The sequence below is a fragment of the uncultured Allobosea sp. genome, assembly GCF_945956895.1.
Classification (GTDB): domain Bacteria; phylum Pseudomonadota; class Alphaproteobacteria; order Rhizobiales; family Beijerinckiaceae; genus Allobosea.
On record NZ_CAMFJF010000006.1, the window covers coordinates 14,828 to 39,697 of the forward strand.

Genomic DNA, 24,870 nt, shown 5'->3' on the forward strand with positions numbered 1-24,870 from the left:
GAAAAACCAGCCATGCAGAATTCCGAGATCATCTGGGAGCTGGTCGATGCGAAGCGGCAACCCTTCGAGGTGCTGAGCGACCGCGTCTGGGGCATGCCCGAGATCGCCTATACCGAGTACCGCTCGGTCGCCGAGCATATCGCGATGCTTAAGGAGCAGGGCTTCCGCATCACCGAGAACGTCGCGGGCATCCCGACCGCGGTGATGGGCGAGGCCGGCGAGGGCGGCCCGGTCATCGCCATCCTCGGCGAGTACGACGCGCTGCCGGGCTTGAGCCAGGAGGCCAATATCGCCGAGCCGAAGCCGGTCGAGGCCGGTGGCCACGGCCATGGCTGCGGCCACAACATGCTGGGCTCGGCCGCTTTGTTGGCAGCGACCGCGGTGAAGGACTGGCTCGCCAGGACCGGTCGGCCGGGACGCGTGCGTTATTTCGGCTGCCCGGCGGAAGAGGGCGGTGCGGCCAAGGCCTTCATGGTGCGCGCCGGCGCCTTCGACGATGTCGATGTCGCGATCTCCTGGCACCCGTCCTCGATGACCAAGGTCGACGACGCCATGTCGCTGGCCAATACCCGGATGGATTTCCAGTTCACCGGCCGCGCCTCGCACGCCGCGGCTGCGCCGCATCTCGGCCGCTCGGCGCTGGATGCGGTCGAGTTGATGAATGTCGGCGTCAACTACATGCGCGAGCATGCGCCGTCCGACGCGCGCATCCACTATGCCTATCTCGATGCCGGCGGCATCGCGCCGAACGTCGTGCAGGCCTCGGCCAAGGTGCGCTACGCCATTCGGGCGCGCGACCTCGCCGGGATGCTGGAGCTCAACGAGCGCGTGAAGAAGATCGCCGAGGGCGCGGCTTTGATGACCGAGACCACGGTCTCGATCTCGATCATGAGCGCGGTCTCCAACATGCTCGGCAACACGCCGCTGGAAGACGCGATGTTCAGGAATATCGACCGGCTCGGCCCCGTGCCGTTCGATGCGGCCGACAAGGCCTATGCGGCGAAGATCCAGGCGACGCTCGGTCCGGCTGACATCCTCAACGACTATCGCAAGACAGGCATCGCGCCGCGCGAGGACACGCCGCTCTGCGATTTCGTCGTGCCGCAGGGCACGCGCGGCGTGCCGATGATTGGCTCGACCGATGTCGCCGATGTCAGCTGGAAGGTGCCGACCATCCAGGCCAGGGTCGCGACCCATGCCATCGGTACGCCCGGCCATTCCTGGCAGATCACGGCGCAGGGCAAGGCCCCGGCCGCGCATAAGGGCATGGTCTATGCCGCCAAGATCATGGCGGCGACGGCGGTCGACGTGATCAGCGACGAGACGCTGCTGGCGCGGGCCAAGAAGGACCATCAGGAGCGGGTGACGCGGACGCCCTATGTCTGCCCGATCCCGGCCGATGTGAAGCCGCCGATCAAGCCGCGGCCGGAGGCTGCCTAAAAGGCTGCGGCCGGAATGCCGACGCCTATTCCAACAGATAACAATCAAAGAGCGGGATCGAGATCATGACCAACCGAAACGACGAGACCGGGATCAAGCGACGCCTGTCCGGGCGCGGCCTACTCTCCGCCGCGGCGGTCGCCGCGCTTTGTGCCAGTGCGGGCGCGGCCGTGGCCGCGACCCCGAAGAACGCGCTGGTGATGGCCTGGAACGTCGATGCCATCAGCACCTTCGACCCGGCCCAGGTCGGCGAGGTCGTCACCAACGAGATCCTGCAGAACACCTGCGACATGCTGGTCGATTTCGATCCGGCCGACGAGCGCAAGGTCATCCCGAGCTTCGCCGAGCGCTGGGACGTCTCGCCGGATCGCAAGGAGATCACCTTCCACCTGCACAAGGGCGCGAAATTCCCCTCCGGCAACCCCGTCACGGCCGAGGATGTCGCCTGGTCGCTGCATCGTGTCGTCAAGCTGAACTTCGGCAATGCGGCGACGCTGACAGAGTTCGGCTTCACCAAGGACAATGTCGAGCAGAGCATCGTCGCCGGCCCGAACGACACGCTCGTCTTCAAGCTCGACAAGGCCTATCCGACGACGCTGGTGCTGCAGTCGATCGCCGCCAACCGGGTCTCCATGGTGATGGACAAGAAGACCCTGCTGGCGAACGAGCAGGGTGGCGATCTCGGCAACAAATATCTGGCGACGCGCACGGCCTGCGTCGGCCCCTACAAGCTGACGCGTTGGAATGCCGGCGAGTCGATCGTGCTCGAGGCGAACGAGGGTTATTGGGGCAAGGCGCCGGCGCTCAAGCGCGTGCTGATCCGCCATGTCGCCGAACCCGGCACCCAGCGCCTGCTGCTCAGCCAGGGCGATGTCGACGTGGCGCGCGACCTGACCCCGGAGGACCTCAGGGACCTCGAAAGCTCCAAGGACATCACGATCGCCAAGGTCCTGCGGCCGCAGCTGTTCTACTGGGGCTTCAACGTCGCGGACGGTCCCTTCTCCAAGGAGAAGGTGCGTCTCGCGATGCGCTACCTGATCGACTATGAGGGCCTCGGCAAGACCGTGATGACCCATCTCGGCGTGCCCCGCGCCAGCTTCGCCCAGCTCGGCGCCGTCGGCGCGCTGGACGCGAAGGAGGGGCAGCCCTTCAAGCTCGATCTCGACAAGGCCAAGCAGCTCCTGACCGAAGCCGGCTATCCCAACGGCTTCGAGGCGACCATGATCTTCGGCACGCTGCCTCATGCCAATCCGATCGCCCAGAGCGTCCAGCAGAACGCGGCCAAGGTCGGCGTCAAGCTCTCGCTCGAACGCATGGCCAATGCCCAGCTCTTCAGCAAGGTGCGCGGGCGCGAATACCAGTCGGCGATGCTGGCCTGGCAGACCGGCGTGCCGGATGCGCATGGCAACGCTTCGCGCCTGGTCTTCAACCCCGACAACCGGCTGGAGGCCAAGCAGACCCAGTATCCGAGCTGGCGCGCGGCCTACCAGGATCTCGACCTCAACAAGAAGGTCGACGAAGCCTTGCTGGAGCCCGATCCGGCCAAGCGCGACGCGCTCTACGCCACGATCCAGAAGGACGTCATGGCCAAAGGGCCGATGGCCTTCATGTTCCAGATGAACAGCGTCGCCGGCGTTCGCAAGGACCTGAAGTCGTGGACCTGGAACGGCTTCCGAACCTATTACGAGCTGGCGGCCAAGTAAGGTCGCCGCGATGTCCCGGACCGCCATCGCGGCGTCCGGCCCGGGCTCCGAGCCAGGGCGGATTCTTCCGTCCTGGCTCAGCGCGTCGGGTCGAACGCTCGCCTCCTTCGCCGTCACCCTGCTGGGGCTGGCGGCGCTGACCTTCTTCATCGGCCGCCTGCTGCCGCTTGATCCCGTCGTCGCGGTGCTTGGCGACAACGTGACCCAGGAAGCCTACCAGGCGATGTACAAGCAGCTTGGTCTCGACCAGCCGCTCTACATCCAGTTCGGCCGCTACATCTGGGGCGTGCTGCATCTCGATTTCGGGATGGCGCTGACCACCGGCAAGCCGGTGATGGCGGATATCGCACGCGTCTTCCCGGCGACGATCGAGCTCGCCAGCGTCGCGATCGTGATCGGTACGAGCCTCGGCATTCCGCTCGGCGTGCTCTCGGCGATGTATCGCGGCTCCTGGCTCGACCAGATCGTCCGCGTCGTCGGGCTGATCGGCTACTCCGCGCCGAATTTCTGGCTCGGCCTGATGGGGCTGGTGCTGTTCTACGCGACGCTGGGTTGGGTCGGCGGCCCCGGGCGCATCGATTTCACCTATGAATTCGACCTCGAACCGGTCACCGGCTTCCTGCTGATCGACAGCCTGCTCGCCGGCAACTGGGAGATGTTCGGCAATGCCGTCTCCCACATTATCCTGCCGGCCTCGATCCTGGCCTTCAGCTCGCTCGCCTATATCAGCCGCATGACCCGCAGCTTCATGATGGAGCAGCTGAGCCAAGAATATGTGGTGACGGCGCGGGTCAAGGGCCTGTCCTGGGCGCGCACCGTCTGGGGCCATGCCTTCCGCAATATCGCCGTGCAGGTGGTGACGGTGGTCGCGCTGTCCTACGCCTTCCTGCTCGAAGGCGCAGTGCTGACCGAGACCGTCTTCGCCTGGCCGGGCTTCGGCCGCTATCTCACCAACGCGTTGCTCGCCGGCGACATGAACGCAGTCGTCGGCTGCACGCTCCTGGTCGGCGTCATCTTCGTCACGCTCAACCTGTTGTGCGACCTGCTCTACCGGGTCTTCGACCCGCGGACCCGCTGAGGCATGGCCATGGCACCTCAACCCATCGACCAGGCCAACGGGCGAGGCCTCAAGGCCTGGCTCGCGGCGCCCGTCCCATCCTCGCCCTTCCAGGCGCGGATGCAGCAACTCTCGCTGAAATGGTGGCGGCTGCGGGCAAACCCCGCCGCCATGTTCGGCCTCGCCGTCATCGTGCTGATAGCGCTGGTAGCCCTGTTCGCGCCATTGGTCGCAACGCATGACATCTACGCGCAGGACCTGACGATGCGCCTGCAGCGCCCGTCTGCCGCGCATTGGTTCGGCACCGACGAGCTTGGCCGCGACATCTTCAGCCGTTTGGTCTTCGGCGCGCGGATCACGCTCTACATCGCCCTGCTGACCGCGGTGATCGCGGCGCCGCTCGGGCTGATCGTCGGTACGACCTCGGGCTATCTCGGTGGCTGGGTCGATATCGTGCTGATGCGCATCGTCGACATCTTCCTGGCCTTCCCGAGCCTCGTTCTGGCGCTCGCCTTCGTCGCGGCGCTCGGGCCGGGCATCGACCACGCGATCATCGCGATCGCGCTCGCCGCCTGGCCGCCGATCGCGCGGCTGGCGCGGGCCGAGACGCTGTCGATCCGCAAGTCCGACTATATCGCGGCGGTGCGCCTGCAGGGTGCGTCGCCGCTCCGGATCATCCTCGGCCATGTCGTGCCGATGTGCATTCCTTCCGTCGTGGTGCGCATCACCCTCAACATGGCGTCGATCATCCTGACCGCGGCGGGGCTTGGCTTCCTCGGCCTGGGTGCGCAGCCGCCGAGCCCGGAATGGGGTGCGATGCTGGCGTCGGGCCGCGAGTTCATCCTGACCAATGGCTGGATCGCCGGCATTCCCGGCCTCGCCATCCTCGTCACCAGCCTGGCCTTCAACCTGTTCGGCGACGGCCTGCGCGACATCCTGGACCCCCGCCATGGATAAGCCGTTGCTCGAGGTCGAGGACCTCTCCGTCACCTTCAAGGGGGCGCATCGTTCCGTGCAGGCGGTGCGCGGCATCTCCTTCAGCGTCGGCCGCGAGAAGGTCGGCATCGTCGGCGAATCGGGCTCCGGCAAGTCGCTGACCGGGCGCACGATCCTGAAGCTGACGCCGAAGGCGGCGACGATCTCCGCCAGGAAACTCTCCTTCGACGGGATCGACCTCATCGCCGCCAGCGAGCGCCAGATGCGCGGCATCCGCGGCAACCGCATCTCGATGATCCTGCAGGATCCGAAATTCTCGCTCAACCCGCTGATGCGAGTGGGCGAGCAGATCACCGAGGCCTATCGCCTGCACCACAAGGTCGGCGGGCGGGAGGCCGAGGCCAGGGCGCTTGCCATGCTGGAGGCGGTGAAAATCCGCGACCCCGCGCGCGTCTTCAGGCTCTATCCGCACGAGGTCTCGGGCGGCATGGGCCAGCGCATCATGATCGCGATGATGCTGATCCCGGAGCCGGACCTGATCATCGCCGACGAGCCGACATCGGCGCTCGACGTCACCATCCGGCGGCAGGTGCTGAGCATTCTCGACGAACTGGTGACGCGGCGCGGCGCCGGGCTGATCTTCATCAGCCACGACCTCAATCTCGTGGCGGATTTCTGCGACCGCGTGCTGGTGATGTATGCCGGCCGTATCATGGAGGACATCCCGGCGCGTGAGTTGCGCAATGCGCGCCATCCGTACACGCGCGCGCTGCTCGACAGCCTGCCGCGGCTCGATCGGCAGACCGACATGCTGCAGGTGCCGAGCCGCGACCCGGCCTGGCTCGATGGACCGACCTTGCAGAGCGGGAGCCGGGCATGAACGCGAGCGATCCGGTCATGGCGGCGAGCCGCCCGGCAACCCTCACGGTCAGCCATCTCTCCGTCGTCTTCGGCCGCGGGGCCTCGGCGCTGAAGGCGGTGGACGATGTCTCCTTCACGCTTGGACATGGCGAGGCCTTCGGCCTGATCGGTGAATCCGGCTGTGGCAAGTCGACCGTGCTGCGCGCGCTCGCGGGCTTGAACAGCGAGTATGGCGGCACGATCGCCTTCCATGACCGCGAGGTGCCGCACAAGCGCGACAAGGCTTTCTTCCGCCGTGTCCAGATGGTGTTCCAGGACCCGTACGCCTCGCTGCACCCGCGCAAGATGGTGCAGAACGTGCTGGCCGAGCCGCTGAAGATCCACGGCTTCGACCGGCCGCAGGAGCGCATCGACGAGATCCTCATCGCCGTCGGCCTCGGACCGTCCTTCCGCTACCGTTTCCCGCACGAGCTCTCGGGCGGGCAGCGCCAGCGTGTCGCGATCGCCCGCGCGCTGATCATCGAGCCGGAGTTGCTGCTGCTGGACGAGCCGACCTCGGCGCTGGACGTCTCGGTGCAGGCCGAGATTCTCAACCTGCTGAAGCAGCTGCGCCGCGACCGTGACCTGACCTATCTGATGGTCAGCCACGATCTGGCTGTCGTGACACATCTGTGCGAGCGCGTCGCGATGATGAGCGAGGGGCGCATCCTCGAGGAGATGAGCGCTGCCGATGTTCGCGCCGGCCGGGCGCATCAGCCCTATACGCGCGAATTCCTCGAGGCGAGCGTGGGCTATCGCCCGATCGCGTGAGCGATTGGGGCCTTCAGAAGATCAGCAGATGGACGAGACAGGCATGACGAACGAAGCCTTGAACATGGAACATTGGCCGGTGAATGGTTGGGAGAGCGTCGCGCCGGAGGCGGCGGGCTGGTCGCGCGAGGGGCTCGACCGGGCCTGGCGCTATGCCGATACCATATCGACGGCGACAGTGATGATCGTGCAGGGCGGGCGCGTGGTGGCGAGCCGCGGCGATCTCGCCCATCGCTATCAGTGCCACTCCGTCCGCAAGAGCTTTCTCAGCGCGCTGATCGGCATCCATGAGGAGGAGGGCCGGATCGACCTGTCGCGCACGCTCGCCGATCTCGGGATCGACGACAAGGAAGGTCTCAGCGAGCGCGAGAAGGCGGCGACGATCTACGACCTGCTGACGGCGCGCTCCGGCATCTTCCACCCGGCCGGCTATGAATCGCCCTGGATGAAGTCGATCAAGCCGCAGCGCCATTCGCAGCCGCCGGGCGCCTTCTGGCTGTACAATAACTGGGATTTCAACGCGCTCGGTACGATCTTCACCGCGCTGACCGGCGCCGGCATTCATGACGACTTCCTGACGCGGATCGCCCGGCCTGTTGGCATGGAGGATTTCCGCCTCGACGGCGAGCGGCGCGACGGCTGGCTTGAGCCGGACGATTGCTCCGTCCACCCCGCCTATCCATTCCGGATGTCGACGCGCGATCTTGCCCGCTTCGGCCTGATGTTCCTGCGCCAGGGCCGCTGGCAGAATGAGCGAGTCATCCCGGCCAACTGGGTCGCGACCAGCGTGCTGCCGCTCTCCGATGCCGGGCCGCGCGGCGGCTACGGCTATATGTGGTGGACCGAGCGCTCCGGCGCGGGCTTCCCGGGCGTTGTGCTGCCGGCGGGGAGTTACACCGCGCAGGGCGTCGGCGGACAGTATTGCCTCGTCATCCCGTCGCTCGACCTCGTGATCGTCCACCGCGTCAACACCGACATCAAGGGCACGGAGGTGAACCGCTTCGCCTTCGGCCGCCTGCTGCGCCTGATCCTCGAAGCGCGTCAGCCCGGCTGAGAGTGGATCACGCTATCGCCGTGAGACGGGGCTTCCTGCCGTCCGAGCCCAACGGGGCCGGGTGTGTGGAAGCGTACTGAACAAGAGCAGGGCGCGTCGAATCCTCCGGACGCGCCGGCTGGCTGGTTTCAGCAATCGCAGCCCAGAACTGCTCGACCGGGAGGCGGCCCTGCTGCCTGGCCCGGTAAAGCCGGATTTCGGCCGAGATGTACCAGGACGTATCGGCCGCCGGCACGAGCTGGCCGCTGCGCAATTCCTCCACGACCAGGCTCTCCGGCACCCAGGCGACGCCGCGACCGGCCAGGACCATGGCCTTGAGGCCGACCGACATCGGGTTCTCGTAGACGGTGACGAGAGGTGTCGGCCGCTCGGCGAAGAGCAGGGCGAGCCGGCGCGCGAAAAAGGTCGAGCTGCCATAGCTCAAGAGGCGCACCGGTGTATCGCCACAGCGGAAGGCATGGAGCGGCTCGCCATTGCCGTCGGGGATCGAGACGGGGATCGCCCGCTCGCTGCCGAGGCGACGATGGACGAAGCGCTCGGGGTCGAGTTCCGGCGACACGGCCTCGTGGGCATAGGTCAGCAGGAAATCGCATTCGCCCCGGTCGAGCAGCGCGACATTGCCGTCGAAGGATGAGCGCTGGTCGCAGAACCGCGTCTTCAGCGGGCCGAGGCTCTCTTCCATGCGGCGGATGAGGCCGGGGAAATAGGTCAGCGACAGAGTGTTGAGCGTGGAGAAGATGAGCGTTTCCGCGGCGTCTTCATGGAGCTGCCGCAGCTCCTGCCGTGCGCCCTGAACCTGCCTCAGAATCTCCTGCGCGCGGGGCAGGAAGGTCCGGCCGGCTTCGGTCAAGCGGATCGGGTAGCTGCTGCGGTCGAAGAGCGGAGAGCCGAGCCAGTCCTCGAGCTGCTTGATCCGGCGGCTCAAGGCCGATTGCGTGATGTTCCGTTCACGGGCGGCGCGCGAGAAGCTGAGCGTGGTCGACAGGCTCAGCACGTCTTCCAGCCATTTCAGCTCCATCGCCAGCCCTCCGCGCACCCGCGCAGGATGCCATGGCAGCCCCGGCCACGCCAGAAGCGGGCCGGGATAGGGGGAGGCTGGAGCTGTCGCGGCTCCCGGAGCTGCCCCCTCGTCATTGCGAAGAGCGTCAGCGACGAAGCAATCCAGGGGGACGTGGAGCTCTGCCGCCCCTGGATTGCTTCGCTTCGCTCGCAATGACGATTCAGTCGGGCCCCAAAACTATCCGATGCCGCTATCGCGCCGCCTCGACCTCGCGCAGGCAGATCCTCAGCCGGTCGAGGATCATCTCGACATCGTCGGCGCCGACCGTCAGTGGCGGGCGGATCTTGAGGATGTTGTCGGCCGGTCCCTCGCGCCCGACGAGGATGCGCATGTCGCGCAGGCGGTTCATGACATGGGCCGCCGCATCGGTCGCGGGCTCCAGCGTCTCGCGATCCGTGACCAGCTCCAGCCCGAGGAAGAGTCCGATGCCGCGTACGTCGCCGACGCAAGGATAATGCTCGGCGAGTTCGCGCATGCCGGCGAGCAGCCTGTCACCCATCGTCTTGGCATTGGCCGAGAGCCCTTCCTCCTCGACGATGTCGAGCACCTCGGACGCGATGCGGCAGGACAGGTTCGAGCCGCCGAAGGTCGAGAAATACTCCGGGCCTTCCGCGAAGCGCTCGGCGATGGCGCGGGTGGTGATGAGTGCGCCGATCGGGTGGCCGTTGCCGAGCGGCTTGCCGAGCACGACGATATCCGGCTGCACGCCTTGCTGCTCGAAGCCGAAATAATAATCGCCGAGCCGGCCGAGTCCGGTCTGCACCTCGTCGGCGATGCAGATGCCGCCGGCGGCGCGGATGCGCTCGTAGACGGCTGCGAGATAGCCCGGCGGCGGGATGATCTGCCCGCCGACGCTCGGGAAGGTCTCGGCGATGAAGCCTGCGACCTTGCCGCCGCGTTCCGCGATGGCAGCGAGCGCGCCGTCGACCTGCTCGGCGTAATGCAGCGCCCGGTCGGGATCGTCGCGGCGGAAGCGGCCGCGATAGTCGTCGGCAACGTCGATAAGCTGCACCCAGGGCTTGCGGCCGCCCATGTTCGGCTTGTTGAACTTGTAGGCGGAGATGTCGATCGCGCCGGTGGTGTTGCCGTGATAGCCGTGATCGGGCGTGACGATGTCGTAGCCGCCGCTCGCCGCACGGGCGAGGCGCAGCGCCAGCTCGTTCGCTTCCGAGCCGGAATTGACGAAGAAGCAGACCTCCAGCTCCTTGGGGAGCTTGGCCGTCAGCCGCTCGGCCAGAGCCATCGGCGCCGGGTGGAGGTAGCGCGTGTTGGAGTTCATCCGCGCGAGCTGGTCCATCGCCACCTTGCGGATGCGCGGATGGGCATGGCCGACATGCGGCACGTTGTTATAGGCGTCGAGATAGGGACGGCCCATCGCGTCGAAGAGATGGTGGCGCCAGCCGCGCAGGAAGGTGACCGGCTTCTTGTAGCTGAGCTTCAGGTTGGCGCCGAAGCGGGCCTTGCGCTCGGCCAGCAGCGCGGCCTCGTCGATCGCCTGATAGGCGACGGTCTCGTCGGGCAGGTTGAGCAGGGCGGCAGGGTTCGGGCAGATCGCCTGCCAGAGCGCCCAGTCGTCGGGATCGGCGACGCCCGGCCAGTCATGGCCCATGCCGTCGAGCGTCAGCGCGAGCTGGAAATGCAGATGCGGCTCCCAGCCGCCATTCTCCTCGGCTGGGCCGAGCTTGGCGAAGGCCTCGCCCGCGGCGATTTCCTGGCCCTGCTTTAGCTTTGCTGCGCCATCGGTGGCGAGATGGCCATAGAGCGTGTGGAAGACATCGCCCGCAGGCGTGCGATGCTCGAGGATGACGACGCCGCCATAGTCGAGATGGCCTTCGCGGTTTTCCGCCAGTGCGACCTTGCCGGCGAGAGGCGCGCGGACCGGTTCGCCGGCGGGCGCGAAGACATCGACCGCCATATGGATGGTGCGGCGGTTCGAGGCGAGCCAGCGGCCCTTGCGGAAGGCCTTGTCGGTATAGACCAGCCGGGGCTCGCCATATTGGCCGAGCCACCATTCCTGGGGGATGCCGAGCCCGGTTCCGAGATTGCGGGCCTCGTCGGCGCGCAATTCGAACGGGTTCGCGGGGATCGTCGCCTCGGCGATGCCGAGCGAGCCAACCGGCAGGCCGTCGAGCGCGCGGCCGAGCACGGGCGCGAAGCTGCCGCGCTGTGCGGCGATCCAGCTCGCGATGCGGCCGGCGGCATCGGTGACAGGCAGGCCGCAGGCATTGCGCAGGCGCGCGCCCATCAGCTCGCCGTCGATGGCGGGGTTTTCGAGAAGGCGCCAGGCCGGAGCCTGCGAGATCGTGACATAGGGGTCGTTCGGACGGCCCTTGGCCTCGATCGTCGAGTTCACCACGCTGACGGCGAGGCGCATCCGGACGAGCGGCCAGATCAGGCCGATCTCCTCGGCGCTCAGGGCTGAGACACCATGATAGCCGGCGACGAAGGCGGCGAGGGCTGCTTCCGGCGTCTCGTGGTCGAGGATGGCGTAAGCCGCGGCGATCGCGATCTCGCAGACGCGCGGGCCATTGGTCATGTCGCCGAAATCGATCAGGCCGCTGATGCGGGCGGGTTCGCCGAGGCGCGGCTGGACGAGGATGTTGAAGTCGTTGAGGTCGTTATGGACGGTCTGGCGCGGCAGCTTGTCGAGCGTGGGCTTGAGGGCCTCGAAGCCGGCGACGATCTCGGCCACGAGCGTGCGGCGTGAACCTTCGAGCACATCGAGATGCGGCTTGATCCAGCCGGCCTCGGTCAGGTCCCATTTCGCGGCATCAGGCGCTGCGGTGACCTTGAAGTCGCGGAGTGCGAGATCGAGACGCGCAGTCAGCGCGCCAAGCTCAGCGAGGACGGTGGGCGGCTGCGGCCCGGCTTCACCCATCGGGATGCCCTCGAAGGCGCGCTGGACCCAGACCATGCGCTGCTGGCCATTGGAATCGGCAACGTTCTGCCAGAACCGCTTGCCTTCGGCGGGGAGGAGGCGCGGCAATGGCAGCGTCGGATCGGCCGCGAGGGCATGACTGATCGCGGCGCATTGCTGGTCGACCAGGGCGGGCTCGCCTTGCGGGCGCATCGCCTTGACGATGACATCGCCCTCGCTGGTCCGGCCGCGGAAGTTGAGGTCGTATTCGCCGCCGAGCTGCCGCAGCCCGCCATCGATGCCGAACTGTTCGGCCACCCCAAGCAACCAGACGTGTTCCATCATCTCTCCCCCGCCGCGGAGCGGCTGTGGCTCCGCGTTCGCTTCCTCAGGCCAAGTCGAATCGACCAGCGCCGTCATCCATAGCCAGAAAGACGGCCGATTTGCTCCCGCAAAGTTTGCGGGGCGGCGGCCGCCGGGTTGCGTTGGGCGAGGGTAGGCTTCCGGTTCCTGGCCCCGGCTCAGGAAAATGTGCCGTCATCCCGGACAAGCCGCGAAGCGGCGCCGATCCGGGATCCATCGTAAGGCTCTGGTGCCCTCCGATGGATCCCGGGGCAAGCCCGGGATGACGGCGTGGTTACGGTGCAGGGGAATAGAACGCTTCAGGCCCACGCCAGCCAGCGCTGCTTCGCCCGCTCGATCGCCTCGCGGACGGTGTCGGGTGCCGTGCCGCCATAGCTGCGGCGGCTGCGCACCGAATGCTCCGGCGCCAGCACCTCGAAGACGGCGGCACTGATGCGCGGATCGACCGAGCGCATGGCGTCGAGATCGAGCGCCTGCAAGGTGCAGCCCTTGGCCTCGGCCAGCGCGACGACGCGGGCTGTGATGTGATGGGCGTCGCGGAAGGGGATGCCGGCCTCGCGCACCAGCCAGTCGGCGAGGTCGGTCGCGGTCGGGAAACCGCGATCGAGGAAGGCGCGCATGCCTTCGGGGCGCACGGTGAGGTCGCGGACCATGCCGGTGGTGGCCGCGACGCAGAGTTCGACCGTCTCCAGCGCGTCGAACATCGGCTCCTTGTCCTCCTGCATGTCCTTCATGAAGGTCATGGGTAGACCCTTGACCATCACCAGCATGGCGGTGAGCGAGCCGACGACGCGGCCGGTCTTGCCGCGCACCAGCTCGGCGGCGTCCGGGTTGCGCTTCTGCGGCATGATCGAGGAGCCGGTGGTGAAGGCGTCCGACAGCGCGATGAAACGGAAGCCGTCGCTGCACCAGAGCGTGATCTCCTCGTTCAAGCGCGAGAGATGCACGGCCAGCATCGAGCAGCAGAACAGCAATTCACAGATATGGTCGCGTGCGCCGACCGAATCCATCGAGTTTTCGGTGGGCCGGGCGAAGCCGAGTTCGGCCGCCGTGAACTGCCGGTCGATCGGGAAGGCGGTGCCGGCGAGCGCGGCGGCGCCGAGCGGCGAGACATTGGTGCGCTGGCGGGCGCCGGCCAGACGCTCGCGGTCGCGGCCGAACATCTCGACATAGGCCATCAAATGGTGGCCGAAGGTCACGGGCTGGGCGACCTGCATATGGGTGAAGCCCGGCATGATCGTCTCGGCATGCTCGCTGGCGCGCTCGATCAGCGCCTGCTGCAAGTCGCGGATGGTGCCGTCGAGAGCATCGATGGCGTCGCGCATCCAGAGGCGGACATCGGTGACGGCCTGGTCGTTGCGGCTGCGGGCGGTGTGCAGGCGCCCGGCCGGCTCGCCGATGATCTCCTTGAGGCGTGCTTCCACATTCATGTGGATGTCCTCGAGGTCGATGCTGAACTGGAGTTCGCCACGGTCGATCTCGCCGCGGATCTGGTCGAGCCCGGCCTGGATGCGCTCGTTGTCGGCGCCGGCGATGATGCCTTGACGGGCGAGCATCGCGGCATGGGTCTTGGACGCGGCGATGTCCTGCCGGTAGAGCCGGTAGTCGAAGCCGATCGAGGGATTGATCTTGCGCATCACATCGGCCGGAGCCGTCGTGAAGCGGCCGCCCCACATCTTGTTGGCACCGGGGTTCTGGTCGGACATGATGGGCTCTCCGGGAGCGGCTGCGACGGGATCACCAAGGGATAGCAATCGAGATTTGGACTGTAAATTCCAAAATCGACCTTGACGTCCAAATGATGCCCATCATACTCGCGGGAGATGCGGCGGATCGGCCGTCGCGGGATGGGCAGCATGAAGATCGAAGAATTCAGCCTGGAGCGCATCCAGTCGCTCTACGAGAACACCGTCGAGTTCAATCTCTCCGATAGCGGCGTCCATCCCTATTCGCTGAACGAATTGCTCAGCGCGGAGCAACGCACGAAGCTGATGGAGGTCGAGCTCGGCTATGGCTGGACCAACGGCGCGGTCGAATTGCGCGAGGACATCGCCAAGCTCTATCGCAACCGGACCTCGGACGAGGTGATCGTCACGAACGGTTCGGCGGAAGCTAATTTCCTGATGGTGATGTCGCTGATCGAGCCGGGCGACGAGATCGTCGTGTTCGTGCCGAACTACCTGCAGATCTGGGGCTGGGCGCGGGCGATCGGTGCCACCGTCAAGGAAGTGAAGCTGCGCGAGGAGCTGGGCTGGACGCCCGATCTCGACGAGGTCCGCCGGGCGATCACGCCGCGCACCAAGCTGATGACGATCTGTAACCCGAACAACCCGACGGGCAGCCTGCTCTCGCGCGAGACGATGGACGCGCTGGTCGAGATCGCCCGCGCGCAGGGCTGCTATCTCCATGCCGACGAAGTCTACAAGGGCGCCGAGCTCGAAACCGACGAGCCGCCCAGCTTCGCCGATCTCTACGAGAAGGCGATCATCACCAGCGGGCTCTCCAAGGCGATGGCGCTGCCCGGCCTGCGCATCGGCTGGCTGGTCGGGCCGACCAAGGACATCTACACCGCCTGGCAGAACAAGGACTACACCTCGATCACGACGAGCGCGCTGAGCGAGCATATCGCCCGCATCGTCATCCAGCCGGCGAAGCGCGCCGAGATCCTGCAGCGGAGCAAGACCATCCTGCGGGAGAACCTCGCCCTGCTCGCCAACTGGGTGAAGGCGAATGACGAGTTCTTCTCCTTCGTGCCGCCCAAGGCCGGCGGCATGGCCTTCATCAAGTACAGCCACTCGATGAACTCGACCGCGCTCGTGCATCGTCTGCGTGAGGAGCGCGGGATCATGCTGCTGCCGGGTGACGTCTACGGGATGGACGGCTATATCCGCATCGGCATCGGCGCGCCCGGCGACCACCTCTCTGCTGGGTTGGAACGCTTGAGCGACTACCTCAAGTCGCAGCCGCGCTAGAGGCTTGCGCATGACGCCGGAACTCGCTCCCTACCTGCCGGTCTGCGATGCGGTGGCGCTGCTGTTCCGGCCGCATGCCGAGGTCGTGCTGCACGATTTGGGATCGCAGAGCGTCGTGCATATCGCCGGCAATTTCTCGCAGCGTGTGCTGGGCGAGCCGTCCCTGCTCGACGAGATCGGCTTCGATCCCAGCGAGACGATCATCGGCCCCTATGAGAAGGTGAACTGGGACGGGCGGCGGCTGAAGTCGATCAGCATCGTGCTCTCAGTCGGAGGCAAGGCGATCGGCGTGCTCTGCATCAATGTCGATGTCTCGCAGTTTCATGCGCTGATGCAGACGCTCTCCGCACTGGCGACGGTGCCGGCCGGCGTCGAGAAGCCGCAGGCCCTGTTCAAGGAAGACTGGCACGAGCGGATCAACGAGTTCGTGCAGCAATGGACGCAAAGCCGCGGGCTTGCCGTGACCAGCCTGAGCCGCGCCGAGAAGCGGGAGCTGGTTGCGGACCTCGCCGCGAACGGTGCGTTCGGTGGCCGCAATGCCGCCGCCTATATCTCGCGCATCCTCGGGCTCGCCCGCGCGACCGTCTACAACTACCTCAATCAGGCCAACGAGACCCCGGATGCTTGACCTGTCGCGTGCGGAGATCGAGGCCGCCGTCGATCTCGACCGGGCTTTCATCGCGCTGGAAGAGGGGTTCAAGGCCGCTGCGGCCGGGCAGGTGCAGATGCCGCCGGTCGGCTATCTCGGCTTTCCCGCGTATAATGGCGATTGCCATATCAAGTTCGGCCATATCGCGGGCGATTCCGTTTTCGTCGTGAAGATCGCGACGGGGTTCTACGATAATCCGGCCAAGGGCCTGCCGACGACGAGCGGCATGATGATCGCGCTCTCGGCCGGGACAGGCGCGGTCGTCGCGATCCTGCGCGACGAGGGCTGGCTCACCGACCTCAGAACCGCTCTGGCCGGCGCCATCGCGACGCGCGCCGGGATGCGGGCCGATGCGCGCCGGATCGGGATCGTGGGCGCCGGCACGCAGGCGCGTTTCCAGATCCGTGCCGCCGCACATCTGCTGCGCGAGCGCGAGCCGACTTTTGCGGTCTGGGCACGCTCGCCGGAGAAGCTGGAGGCGCTGCGGCGCGATCTCGAAGGGGAGGGGATCGCGGTCGAGCCGGTCACGGAATTGGAGGCGCTCTGTGCGCAATCCGACGCGCTGATCACCGTGACGCCGGCTGCCGCGCCGATCATCCGCGACGACTGGATCAGGCCGGGCATGCATATCACCGCGCTCGGAGCCGATGCGCCGGGCAAGCAGGAACTGGATTCCGCACTGGTCGCACTTGCCGATACGCGGATTGCGGATTCGCTGGAGCAGAGCCTCGACCATGGCGAATTCGCCGCCGCTGCCAAGGTCGGGCTGATCGATGCGGGTGATTGCGTCGAGCTGGGGGCTGTGCTGGCCGGCGACGTGCCGGCGCGGCGCTCGAACGACGACATCACCATCGCCGACCTCACGGGGATTGCGGTGCAGGACATCGCGATCGCGCGGGTGGTGCTGGACGGGATCGGGCGCTGAACGGGGCTGGACGTCATTCTCGGGCTTGACCCGAGAATCTCAGGAAAGCGAGGCACAGGAGCCTCCTTCGGCGAGAGATGCTCGGGTCAAGCCCGAGCATGACGGCGAGGCGTTAGGGCTCGTCAGCCCTTGCGCCGCGCCAGAAACCGGTCCATTCGCGCCAGTCCGTCTCGCAGCACCTCGGTCGGGACGCCGATGCCGATGCGGATGTGGTTCTCGATGCCGAACCAGCTGCCGGCGACGACGAAGACGCTCTCCTCCTCGCGCAGCTTCTGCGAGAAGACCTCGGAGGGCATGTCGAGCGGGTAGCGCAGGAAGGCCATGCCGCCGGCCTGCGGCCGTCGCCAGGACCAGTCGTTATGCTGCGCCATCCATTGCGCCACGAGATCGGCATTGCTGCGCAGCAAATCGCGGCCGCGCGCGAGCAGGCGGCCGCGCGTTTCCGGCCGCATCACCTCCTCGGCGAGGATCTGACTGAGGATGCCGCTGCCGATCGTGGTGTAGTCCTGCCGCTCGGCCGCAGCGGCCACGACCTCGGCGGGAGCGACGATCCAGCCGAGGCGCAGGCCGGGGCAGGCGAAGGATTTCGACAGGCTCGAGGTGACCACGACCTTGGGATAGCTGCCCCAGAGCGTCTGCGTCTCGGCACCGTCGATCTCGCCGCCGCGATAGATCTCGTCGACCATCAGCCAGGCATTGTTGCGCTTTGCGGTCTCGACGAGGGCGGCGCGGCTTGCGGCCGAGAGCACGCTGCCGGTGGGATTGGCGGGGTTTGTCACGGCGATCGCCCTGGCTCCGGCCGCGACCTTGGCTAGCTGGGCAGGATCGATCTGCCAGTCGGTATCGCCGGAGAGTTCGAGCCGGCGGATGTCGAAGCCGAGCGCGCGGCCGAGGCCATCGATCTGCATGAAGTTCGGCACGGCGAAGACCAGTGCGTCGCCGGGCTCGAACAGGGCCATCAGCGCGATCATCGTCGCCTCGGAGGAACCGTTGGTGACGAGCACGTTCGCGGCGGTCGCGCCGGGATACCAGGAGGCGATGTTGGCACGCAGGTCCGGCCGGCCGTCGGTCCAGCCATAGCCGAGCGGCTGCTTCAGCAGGTCGCGCGCGGCCTCTTCGCCCAGGATGTCCTCGATCGACCAGGGATGGACGCCGCTCTCGGTCAGGTTGATCTCGACGTCGTTCTCGAAGAGCGTCTGGTTCCGCTCCATCTGGAAAATGTCGAATTTCACGCGAGCCTCCCGCCTAGCGGTCTCTGACCGACCGCGGTGGCGGCCGGATTGTCGAGACCATGTCTGAAACGAGGGGGAGGGCGGGTCAAGGTAAATTTGGACAATTCGTCCAATTTGGACTGATTGTTTATCTTGGGGGCGGCCTCGCCGGTGCGGCGCTCCAATCTTCCTCTCTGCCTTGCCGGGAACCGCGGCAGCCCTATATCCGTTGGCCAGCCATGTTTGAATCGCCGATGCCGACCTCGAATTTCCGCTTTCCCGGTGTCCTGAACTCCCAGGAATTGCTCGTCGCAGAAGCCGTCCAGGCCAGGGCCTGGGCCGCGATCGGGCATGACGACAGGCTCGATACCGAGCTGGAATCTGAGGCCCGCGACCGGCTGGGGCGGATCATCCTGCGCCTGATGTCGAACGCATCCGACTCGGTTTCGGACCTGACTTCGACCGCTGTCGCCGAGTTCAAGGCGACCCGGCCGACGATCCGTGTCGAGCTGTCCGGGCCGCGGGGCGGCTAGCGCCAGACGATTTTCCACGGAAACACGCCGTCATCCCGGGCTTGACCCGGGATCCATCGTAGGGCGTCACACTCTACGATGGATCCCGGATCTCCGCTTCGCTGCGTCCGGGATGACCCGCGTTTGAGTTAGTGCGCGGCCATGTCGAGCGGCGGCTCGACATCGTCAGTGATCGGGTTGGCGAAAGGGTTCCTGGCGCGGAAGGCGACGAACTCGTCCTTCGCCGCTTTGAGCAGGGTGGGGTCGTTCAGCACGTCCGAGGCGACGCCGGCCATCGCCTTGGCCGCGAGCGCGAGACCCTTATGAGCGGCCGGGGCCAACCCCTGCGCGACGAGCTGCCAGGAATGGCCGGGCGTGCCGATCGCGTAGCAGGCGGTGCGGCACTGCGCGGTCGGAACGACCCAGCTCACCGTGCCGACATCGGTCGAGCCGACGGAGGTGTCGTTGCCGGCGCCGAGCGGATAAATCTCGTCGCTCAGGGCCTCGCCCTCCTTCGGCTTCAGGTCGAAGCGGCCATAGGCGGCGGCGATGTCCTGCGGGCTCAGCGTCTTCTGGAACTTGGCGGCGAAGGCATGGTCGGCGGCGTCGAAGCCGGGGCCGCCCAGCGCCAGCAGGTTGGCCTGCATCGCCTCTTCCAGCGGGCGGTTGCCGACGAGATTGGCGTCGCCCGAGAGCTGCTTGATCGCGACCGTGGTCTCGCTCATCAGGGCTGCGCCCTCGGCGATCTTCTTCACGCGGGCGACGAGCTCCCACATCTCGGCGAGCGTGGCAGCGCGGATGAGCTGGCGCGTTGTCGCGGTGGCCTGGACGACGTTCGGGGCGATGCCGCCGGCATTGATGACTGCGTAATGGACGCGGGCCGTCGAGGGCATGTGCTCGCGCATGTAGTTGACGCCGATATGCATCAATTCGACGGCATCGAGCGCCGAGCGACCAAGATGCGGCGCAGCGGCAGCATGCGAGGCGCGGCCCGAGAAGGTGAACTCGATCTCGACGCAGGCTAGCGAGAAGGCGCGGTTGACGCCGTTGAACGAGGCCGGGTGCCAGCACAAGGCGATATCGACATCGTCGAAGGCGCCGGCACGCACCATGAAGCCCTTGGCCGAACCGCCTTCCTCCGCCGGGCAGCCATAGTAGCGCACGCGGCCCTTGAGCCCGTTGGCGGCGAGATAATCCTTCACCGCCGCGGCGGCGAGCAGCGAGGCAGAGCCCAGCATGTTGTGGCCGCAGCCGTGGCCGTTGCCGCCCTGCTCGACCGGGGTCTCGGTCGCATTGCCGGCCTCCTGACTCAGGCCCGGCAAGGCATCGAACTCGCCCATGATCGCGATGACCGGGCCGCCTTCGCCGGCTTCGCCGACGACCGCGGTCGGGAGACCTGCGACGCCGGTGGTGACACGGAAGCCCTCGGTTTCCAGCATGGCGCCGTGCTCGGCGGCCGAGCGGACCTCCTGGTAGTTCAGCTCGGGCATGTGCCAGATGCGGTCGGACAGCCCGAAATAGGCCGGGGCCTTGTCGTCGACCCGACGCCAGACATCCTTGCTGTTGCTCATGGGAAGGCTCCTCCGCAGCGGGCCGAGCGGCCCGATTCCGTGCCGGGTTTCTGGCATGGGGCGGTGGTGGCTCACAAGCGGCCGCTGGTCGTGGAGCACCTGTCATCCCGTGCGCGCTGCGGCGCGCAGTGCCGCTGCGCAGACACGGGACCGCGCGACGAGAAGGCGCCCTTTACTGAGGACGGTCCCGTGTCTGCGCCGCAGCGTTGCACGCTGCAGCGCGCACGGGATGACACCCCGCATCGATGCGCCATCAATTCCGGCAACGGAACCCATGAGGCAATTGGTGGTTTCCCGCGCCCGGCCGCGCCGCTGTAGCGGAAACCGCCAAAGTCGGGCGCGCTCACACGGAAATTTGGCTCGTTCTGCCAGTGCTTCCGTGCATGATCGGCAGCACTGGGAGTTCGGGCCACATTCATGACAACAGATCCGCGCCTGCCGTTTCTCGCCGAGCTGGAGAAGAAGATCCTCTGGCTGGCTTCGTGGACGATCCACAACGCCAACCATATTCGCCAGAACGAAGACGGGATGAAGGTGGGCGGGCACCAGGCCTCCTCGGCCTCGCTCGCGACCATCATGACCGCGCTCTACATGGCGGCGCTGAAGCCGCAGGATCGCGTCGCGGTGAAGCCGCATGCCTCGCCGATCTTCCACGCCATCAACTACCTGATGGGGCTGCAGACGCGCGAGAAGCTCGAGAATTTCCGCGGCTACAAGGGCGCGCAAAGCTATCCCTCGCGCACCAAGGATATCGACGATGTCGATTTCTCGACCGGCTCGGTCGGCCTCGGCGTGGCGCAGACCTTGTTCTCCTCGCTGACGCAGGATTACGTGAAGGCGCATGGCTGGGCGAAGGACCGGCCGGAGGGCCGGATGGTCTCGCTGATCGGCGATGCCGAGTTGGACGAGGGCAATATCTTCGAGGCCCTGATGGAGGGCTGGAAGCACGGCCTGCGCAACACCTGGTGGATCATCGACTATAATCGCCAGTCGCTCGACGCGGTGATCCGCGAGGGACTCTACGATCGGTTCGAGACGATGTTCCGCAATTTCGGCTGGGACGTGGTCACGCTGAAATACGGCTCGCTTCAGCAGGCCGCCTTCAAGGAGAAGGGCGGCGAGCGGCTGAAGGCCTGGATCGATTCCTGCCCGAACCAGCTCTACTCGGCGCTGACCTTCCAGGGCGGCGCTGCCTGGCGCAAGCGCCTGATGGACGATCTCGGCGACCAGGGACCGGTCACCACGCTGATCGAGAAGCGCTCCGACGCCGAACTCTCGAAGCTGATGTGCAATCTCGGCGGCCACGACCTGCCGTCGATCCTCGAAGCCTTCGAGAGCATCGACCATGACCGGCCGGTCTGCTTCCTCGCCTATACGGTGAAGGGTTTCGGGCTGCCGATCGCCGGGCACAAGGACAACCATGCCGGGCTGATGACCAAGGAGCAGCTCGACGGCTTCCGCAAGGCGAACAATATCCGCCCCGGCCATGAATGGGACCTGTTCGAGGGGCTCGATCTGCCCGAGGGCGAGGTCCGCGGCTTCCTCGACAAAGTGCCGTTCTTCTCGCAGGGACGGCGGCGCTTCTCGGCCCCCAAGCTGCCGGTTCCGGACAAGCTGGAAGCCGGCATCCAGTCCTCGATGTCCACCCAGATGGGCTTCGGCAAGGTGCTGGACGATCTGGCCAAGACCGGCGGGCCGCTGGCCGATCGCATCGTGACGACGGCGCCGGACGTCACGGTCTCGACCAATCTCGGGCCCTGGGTGAACCGGCGCGGGCTTTTCGCCAAGGCGTCGATGGCCGACACCTTCAAGGACGAGCGCATTCCCTCGATGCAGAAATGGGAATTCTCGCCGAAGGGGCAGCATGTCGAGCTTGGCATCGCCGAGATGAACCTGTTCATCAACCTCTCGGCGCTCGGCCTGTCGCATTCGATCTTCGGCGAGCGGCTGATCCCGATCGGTACGCTCTACGACCCCTTCATCTCGCGCGGGCTCGATGCGCTGAACTATGCCTGCTACCAGGATGCGCGCTTCATGGTGGTGGCGACGCCGTCCGGCGTGACGCTGGCGCCGGAGGGCGGCGCGCATCAGTCGATCGCGACGCCGCTGATTGGGATGAGCCAGGACGGGCTCTGCTCCTTCGAACCGGCTTTCGTCGACGAGCTTGCGGTGATGATGCGCTGGTCCTTCGACTACATGCAGCGCGACGGCGAGGGCGACCCCGACGAGCGCACCTGGCTGCGCGACGAGACCGGCGGCTCGGTCTATCTGCGCCTCTCGACCCGTCAGGTCGAGCAGCCGAGCCGGGCGATGACATCCGAGCTGGAGCGCGCCATCATCGACGGCGCCTATTGGCTGAGGAAGCCGGGGCCGAACGCGTCTGTCGTGATCGCCTATACCGGCGCGGTGGCGCCGGAGGCGATCGAGGCGGTCGGGCTATTGTCCGAAGACCGGCGCGATGTCGGCCTGCTCGCGATCACCTCGGCCGACCGGCTCAATGCCGGCTGGCAGGCGGCCGAGCGGGCGCGCCAGCGCGGCAACCATTCGGCGACGAGCCATGTCGAGCGGCTGCTCGGCGAACTCTCGCGCGATTGCGGCATCGTCTCGGTGCTGGACGGGCATCCGGCGACGCTGGCCTGGCTCGGCAGCGTCCACGGTCACAAGCAGAAGGCGCTTGGCGTCGAGCATTTCGGCCAGACCGGCACGGTGGCGGACCTCTACCGGCATTTCGGCATCGACGCGAATGCGATCGTGCATGCGGCCAACGCCGCGGCGCCGGGGCGGCCGGTGCGTTATCTCAGGGCGTTGCCGGAGTAAGGAGCGTCAATGAAGAGCGCTTTTTAATGAAGCGTGTCTTCCCGCACGCGCTGCGGCACGTAGTGCTGCTGCGCAGATGCGGGATCGCCCTCGGAAAGAGGTGCCTTCTCGTCATACGGTCCCGTGTCTGCGCAGCAGCGTTTCACGCTGCGGCGCGCACGGGATGACAATCGCCCTTAAAGGCAGGTGCCTCTTAAATAACGCTCGTCAGAAGCGCGGCGTCGCGAAGGTGTTCGCGAACGGGTTCGCGCCCGCGCCGATGCGGCCGGGCAGGGTGCCTTCGCCATAGAGCTCGCCCGTGCTGGCATAGACCGGCGAAGCCGACATGTGCTGGCTGGCGTAACGGTTCAGCGAGCCGACGGGCACGACATTGCCGGCATCGAAATAGCTGCGCTTCTGCACGGTGACGCGCAGCGGGCCGCGGCGGTTCTGTGCTTCGGCCATGCTTGCCACGACGGTCGAGGCCGTAATCGTGACGGCGAGGAGGGCGGCAACGCGCTTGAACGACATCATGACGGCAATCTCCGGGAGCGGACTGACCCACTCGATGTAAGCATCCCAAAACCGACGCAAAGGTTAGCACCGCGTCGTTAACAACTTTGTTAGCGCGCTTGCTCAGCGTTGATTGCGCGGCTTCTTCGCCCGGTGTGCACGCGGCTCGGCTGCGGACTTCCCCGGTTCGGCGGCCGCGGTCTTCATGCGCAGGGCCGGCATCGTGCCGTCCGCGTCGAGCCAGGAGACCTTGCGGCCGGTCGCCGAGAGGCGCGGCGTGGCGCAGCCCGGCTGGCGCTGGAGTTCGCTGCGAGCGAAGGCGGCCCGCAATTCGGGCTCGGCCCCGGCATTGGCGAGATCGAGCCGGTCGATCAGGCAAGTCAGTTGCTTGCGATCGCTGGGCTTGGCGCCGGCGCACCACCAACCGCTCATCGCGAAGGGAGCGTCGGGACTAACCGTGCGGAAGGCGAGGCAGGCGCGACTCTCGCTGCCGTCGCCGAGGACGATATCGGCGGTTTCGAGCGCGCCGAAGCGGGTCTCGATCAGCGCGGGCGTGCTGCCGCGCTCGACGGCAAGGCTGCGCAATGCGGCGGCGTGAACGAGCGCTACGGTGAAAGAAGAGGGGCCGGCGGCAGGGCCGTCACCCGTCCTCAGGCGCAAGGCAAGATGCGGGCCGGACCCGGCGAAGGCGCCGAAGCTCAGCAGGTCCTCGCGCCGGCTGCCGTCCTGGCTGCGGCGCGCTTCGAGCGCGGGAGCCTCGCGGCCAAGTTCGGGCGCTTCGAGATTGAAGATCGCGATCGGGCGGCTGATTGTCATCCAGTCCGCCTCGCTCACCGCGAGGGGCTTGCGGCCGAGAGCCGCGCTTCGGGTGGTGGCAGCCGCGACCGGCGATGCCAGGCTGGCGAGCTGGGACTGGCCCTCGCCATTCGTGGAAAGGCCGGTGACGAGTGCGGCTGTCAGGCTGATGCCACCGAGCGCGGCCGCGATGCGCCAGGCGAGCGCGCCCGGCAACCCGAAGCCGCCGCGTGGCGTGAGGCGGCGGCCGATGCGGCACGCGGTCCGGAATGACGCCTCGATCCGGTCGGCGCCAGAAATGAGAAGCGGGACGAAGTCGATGGCCGCTACCCGCGCCCATGCGTTGCGGGACAGCGTGCCGGCGCGAAGCCACACGCGTCGCAACTGCCGCAGCAGGGGCTGGAGCCGCGACATCGACTCGTCCGAACGCAAACGCAACCCGTTACTCCCGCACGGCGCGATGGCCCCGCAATCCTCGGTGGAGCGGGCAGGCTGAACCTCGGGAGTCGCCGTCGGGTTACCGAGAGAGGGCGATCGGCCGGCAGCGTGAACAGGAGGTCAACGATCACGGTTAATGGGCGGCGTGGAGCGCAACTATGAGGAGGAGATTGACTTTTCGTCGCTCTCGGTGTTCTGACAGGGCGTGGCGCAAGGTTGTGCCGCCTAGCGAAGTTTTCAGCCCTTCGGGATTGGCTCTGTGACTGTCCGTCTGACGACGACGAAACTCACGACCAAAACGACGACCGGGAAAGCCGGTACGTCGCGCTGACGCTTCGCCTCGGTTC

19 protein-coding genes are annotated in these 24,870 nt (G+C 66.8%); 12 read left to right on the forward strand and 7 right to left on the reverse strand.

The window, feature by feature from the left end; genetic code table 11:
• The first annotated feature begins 12 nt into the window (after nucleotides 1-12).
• The 7 genes from Q0Q02_RS05520 to Q0Q02_RS05550 all read left to right on the forward strand — a co-directional run bounded on the left by Q0Q02_RS05520 (nucleotide 13) and on the right by Q0Q02_RS05550 (nucleotide 7,861).
• Complete coding sequence (locus Q0Q02_RS05520; protein WP_293807575.1) at nucleotides 13-1,440, forward strand: M20 family metallopeptidase; 1,428 nt, start codon at nucleotides 13-15, stop codon at nucleotides 1,438-1,440.
• 65 nt (nucleotides 1,441-1,505) lie between these two features.
• Nucleotides 1,506-3,143, forward strand: coding sequence for an ABC transporter substrate-binding protein (locus Q0Q02_RS05525; protein ID WP_293807576.1), 1,638 nt, complete (start codon nucleotides 1,506-1,508; stop codon nucleotides 3,141-3,143).
• Nucleotides 3,144-3,153: 10 nt separating this feature from the next.
• The gene (locus tag Q0Q02_RS05530; RefSeq protein ID WP_293807577.1) at nucleotides 3,154-4,221 is read left to right on the forward strand and encodes an ABC transporter permease; all 1,068 of its coding nucleotides are present in this window, start codon (nucleotides 3,154-3,156) and stop codon (nucleotides 4,219-4,221) included.
• Nucleotides 4,222-4,230: 9 nt separating this feature from the next.
• Complete coding sequence (locus tag Q0Q02_RS05535; RefSeq protein ID WP_293807578.1) at nucleotides 4,231-5,157, forward strand: ABC transporter permease; 927 nt, start codon at nucleotides 4,231-4,233, stop codon at nucleotides 5,155-5,157.
• Nucleotides 5,150-6,016 carry an ABC transporter ATP-binding protein gene (locus Q0Q02_RS05540; RefSeq protein WP_293807579.1) on the forward strand — a complete coding sequence of 289 codons (867 nt, stop codon included), beginning with the start codon at nucleotides 5,150-5,152 and terminating at the stop codon, nucleotides 6,014-6,016. Before Q0Q02_RS05535 ends, Q0Q02_RS05540 begins: the two co-directional genes overlap by 8 nt.
• The gene (locus tag Q0Q02_RS05545; RefSeq protein ID WP_293807580.1) at nucleotides 6,013-6,807 is read left to right on the forward strand and encodes an ABC transporter ATP-binding protein; all 795 of its coding nucleotides are present in this window, start codon (nucleotides 6,013-6,015) and stop codon (nucleotides 6,805-6,807) included. Before Q0Q02_RS05540 ends, Q0Q02_RS05545 begins: the two co-directional genes overlap by 4 nt.
• Before the next feature lie 43 nt (nucleotides 6,808-6,850).
• Nucleotides 6,851-7,861 (forward strand): serine hydrolase, encoded by a 1,011-nt coding sequence (locus tag Q0Q02_RS05550; RefSeq protein ID WP_293807581.1) that lies wholly within the window; start codon nucleotides 6,851-6,853, stop codon nucleotides 7,859-7,861.
• 7 nt (nucleotides 7,862-7,868) lie between these two features.
• Here Q0Q02_RS05550 and Q0Q02_RS05555 read toward each other — a convergent pair whose 3' ends face one another.
• From Q0Q02_RS05555 to argH, 3 genes are all read right to left on the reverse strand, one after another.
• Nucleotides 7,869-8,879 (reverse strand): LysR family transcriptional regulator, encoded by a 1,011-nt coding sequence (locus Q0Q02_RS05555; RefSeq protein WP_293807582.1) that lies wholly within the window; start codon nucleotides 8,877-8,879, stop codon nucleotides 7,869-7,871.
• A gap of 232 nt (nucleotides 8,880-9,111) precedes the next feature.
• Nucleotides 9,112-12,120, reverse strand: coding sequence for an aminotransferase class III-fold pyridoxal phosphate-dependent enzyme (locus Q0Q02_RS05560; RefSeq protein WP_293807583.1), 3,009 nt, complete (start codon nucleotides 12,118-12,120; stop codon nucleotides 9,112-9,114).
• Between the two features lie 320 nt (nucleotides 12,121-12,440).
• Entirely contained in the window at nucleotides 12,441-13,847 is a 1,407-nt protein-coding gene (argH, locus tag Q0Q02_RS05565) for an argininosuccinate lyase (RefSeq protein ID WP_293807584.1), read from the reverse strand.
• A gap of 150 nt (nucleotides 13,848-13,997) precedes the next feature.
• Between argH and Q0Q02_RS05570 the strand changes: the two genes are divergently transcribed.
• The 3 genes from Q0Q02_RS05570 to Q0Q02_RS05580 are packed head-to-tail and all read left to right on the forward strand — an operon-like array spanning nucleotide 13,998 to nucleotide 16,687.
• On the forward strand, nucleotides 13,998-15,113 hold the full coding sequence (locus Q0Q02_RS05570) for an aminotransferase class I/II-fold pyridoxal phosphate-dependent enzyme (RefSeq protein ID WP_293807585.1): 1,116 nt from the start codon (nucleotides 13,998-14,000) through the stop codon (nucleotides 15,111-15,113).
• Between the two features lie 10 nt (nucleotides 15,114-15,123).
• The gene (locus Q0Q02_RS05575; protein WP_293807586.1) at nucleotides 15,124-15,741 is read left to right on the forward strand and encodes a PAS domain-containing protein; all 618 of its coding nucleotides are present in this window, start codon (nucleotides 15,124-15,126) and stop codon (nucleotides 15,739-15,741) included.
• On the forward strand, nucleotides 15,734-16,687 hold the full coding sequence (locus Q0Q02_RS05580) for an ornithine cyclodeaminase family protein (protein ID WP_293807587.1): 954 nt from the start codon (nucleotides 15,734-15,736) through the stop codon (nucleotides 16,685-16,687). Before Q0Q02_RS05575 ends, Q0Q02_RS05580 begins: the two co-directional genes overlap by 8 nt.
• A gap of 122 nt (nucleotides 16,688-16,809) precedes the next feature.
• Here Q0Q02_RS05580 and Q0Q02_RS05585 read toward each other — a convergent pair whose 3' ends face one another.
• Entirely contained in the window at nucleotides 16,810-17,919 is a 1,110-nt protein-coding gene (locus tag Q0Q02_RS05585) for an aminotransferase class I/II-fold pyridoxal phosphate-dependent enzyme (protein WP_293807589.1), read from the reverse strand.
• A 233-nt stretch (nucleotides 17,920-18,152) separates the two neighbouring features.
• Between Q0Q02_RS05585 and Q0Q02_RS05590 the strand changes: the two genes are divergently transcribed.
• Nucleotides 18,153-18,431, forward strand: a complete 279-nt coding sequence (locus tag Q0Q02_RS05590; protein WP_293807591.1) for a hypothetical protein — start codon at nucleotides 18,153-18,155, stop codon at nucleotides 18,429-18,431.
• A 128-nt stretch (nucleotides 18,432-18,559) separates the two neighbouring features.
• Here the strand turns inward: Q0Q02_RS05590 and Q0Q02_RS05595 are convergent, their stop codons facing one another.
• Nucleotides 18,560-19,981: an amidohydrolase gene (locus tag Q0Q02_RS05595; protein ID WP_293807592.1), complete on the reverse strand. Its 1,422-nt coding sequence runs from the start codon at nucleotides 19,979-19,981 to the stop codon at nucleotides 18,560-18,562.
• 417 nt (nucleotides 19,982-20,398) lie between these two features.
• Here Q0Q02_RS05595 and Q0Q02_RS05600 point away from each other — a divergent pair, with 417 nt between their 5' ends.
• Entirely contained in the window at nucleotides 20,399-22,798 is a 2,400-nt protein-coding gene (locus tag Q0Q02_RS05600) for a transketolase (protein WP_293807594.1), read from the forward strand.
• A gap of 207 nt (nucleotides 22,799-23,005) precedes the next feature.
• On the opposite strand, the gene Q0Q02_RS05605 is transcribed toward Q0Q02_RS05600, so the two are convergent.
• Together Q0Q02_RS05605 and Q0Q02_RS05610 are read right to left on the reverse strand one after the other, a co-directional pair.
• Complete coding sequence (locus Q0Q02_RS05605) at nucleotides 23,006-23,311, reverse strand: hypothetical protein (RefSeq protein ID WP_293807595.1); 306 nt, start codon at nucleotides 23,309-23,311, stop codon at nucleotides 23,006-23,008.
• A gap of 102 nt (nucleotides 23,312-23,413) precedes the next feature.
• Nucleotides 23,414-24,523 (reverse strand): hypothetical protein, encoded by a 1,110-nt coding sequence (locus tag Q0Q02_RS05610; protein ID WP_293807596.1) that lies wholly within the window; start codon nucleotides 24,521-24,523, stop codon nucleotides 23,414-23,416.
• Between the last annotated feature and the right edge of the window lie 347 nt (nucleotides 24,524-24,870).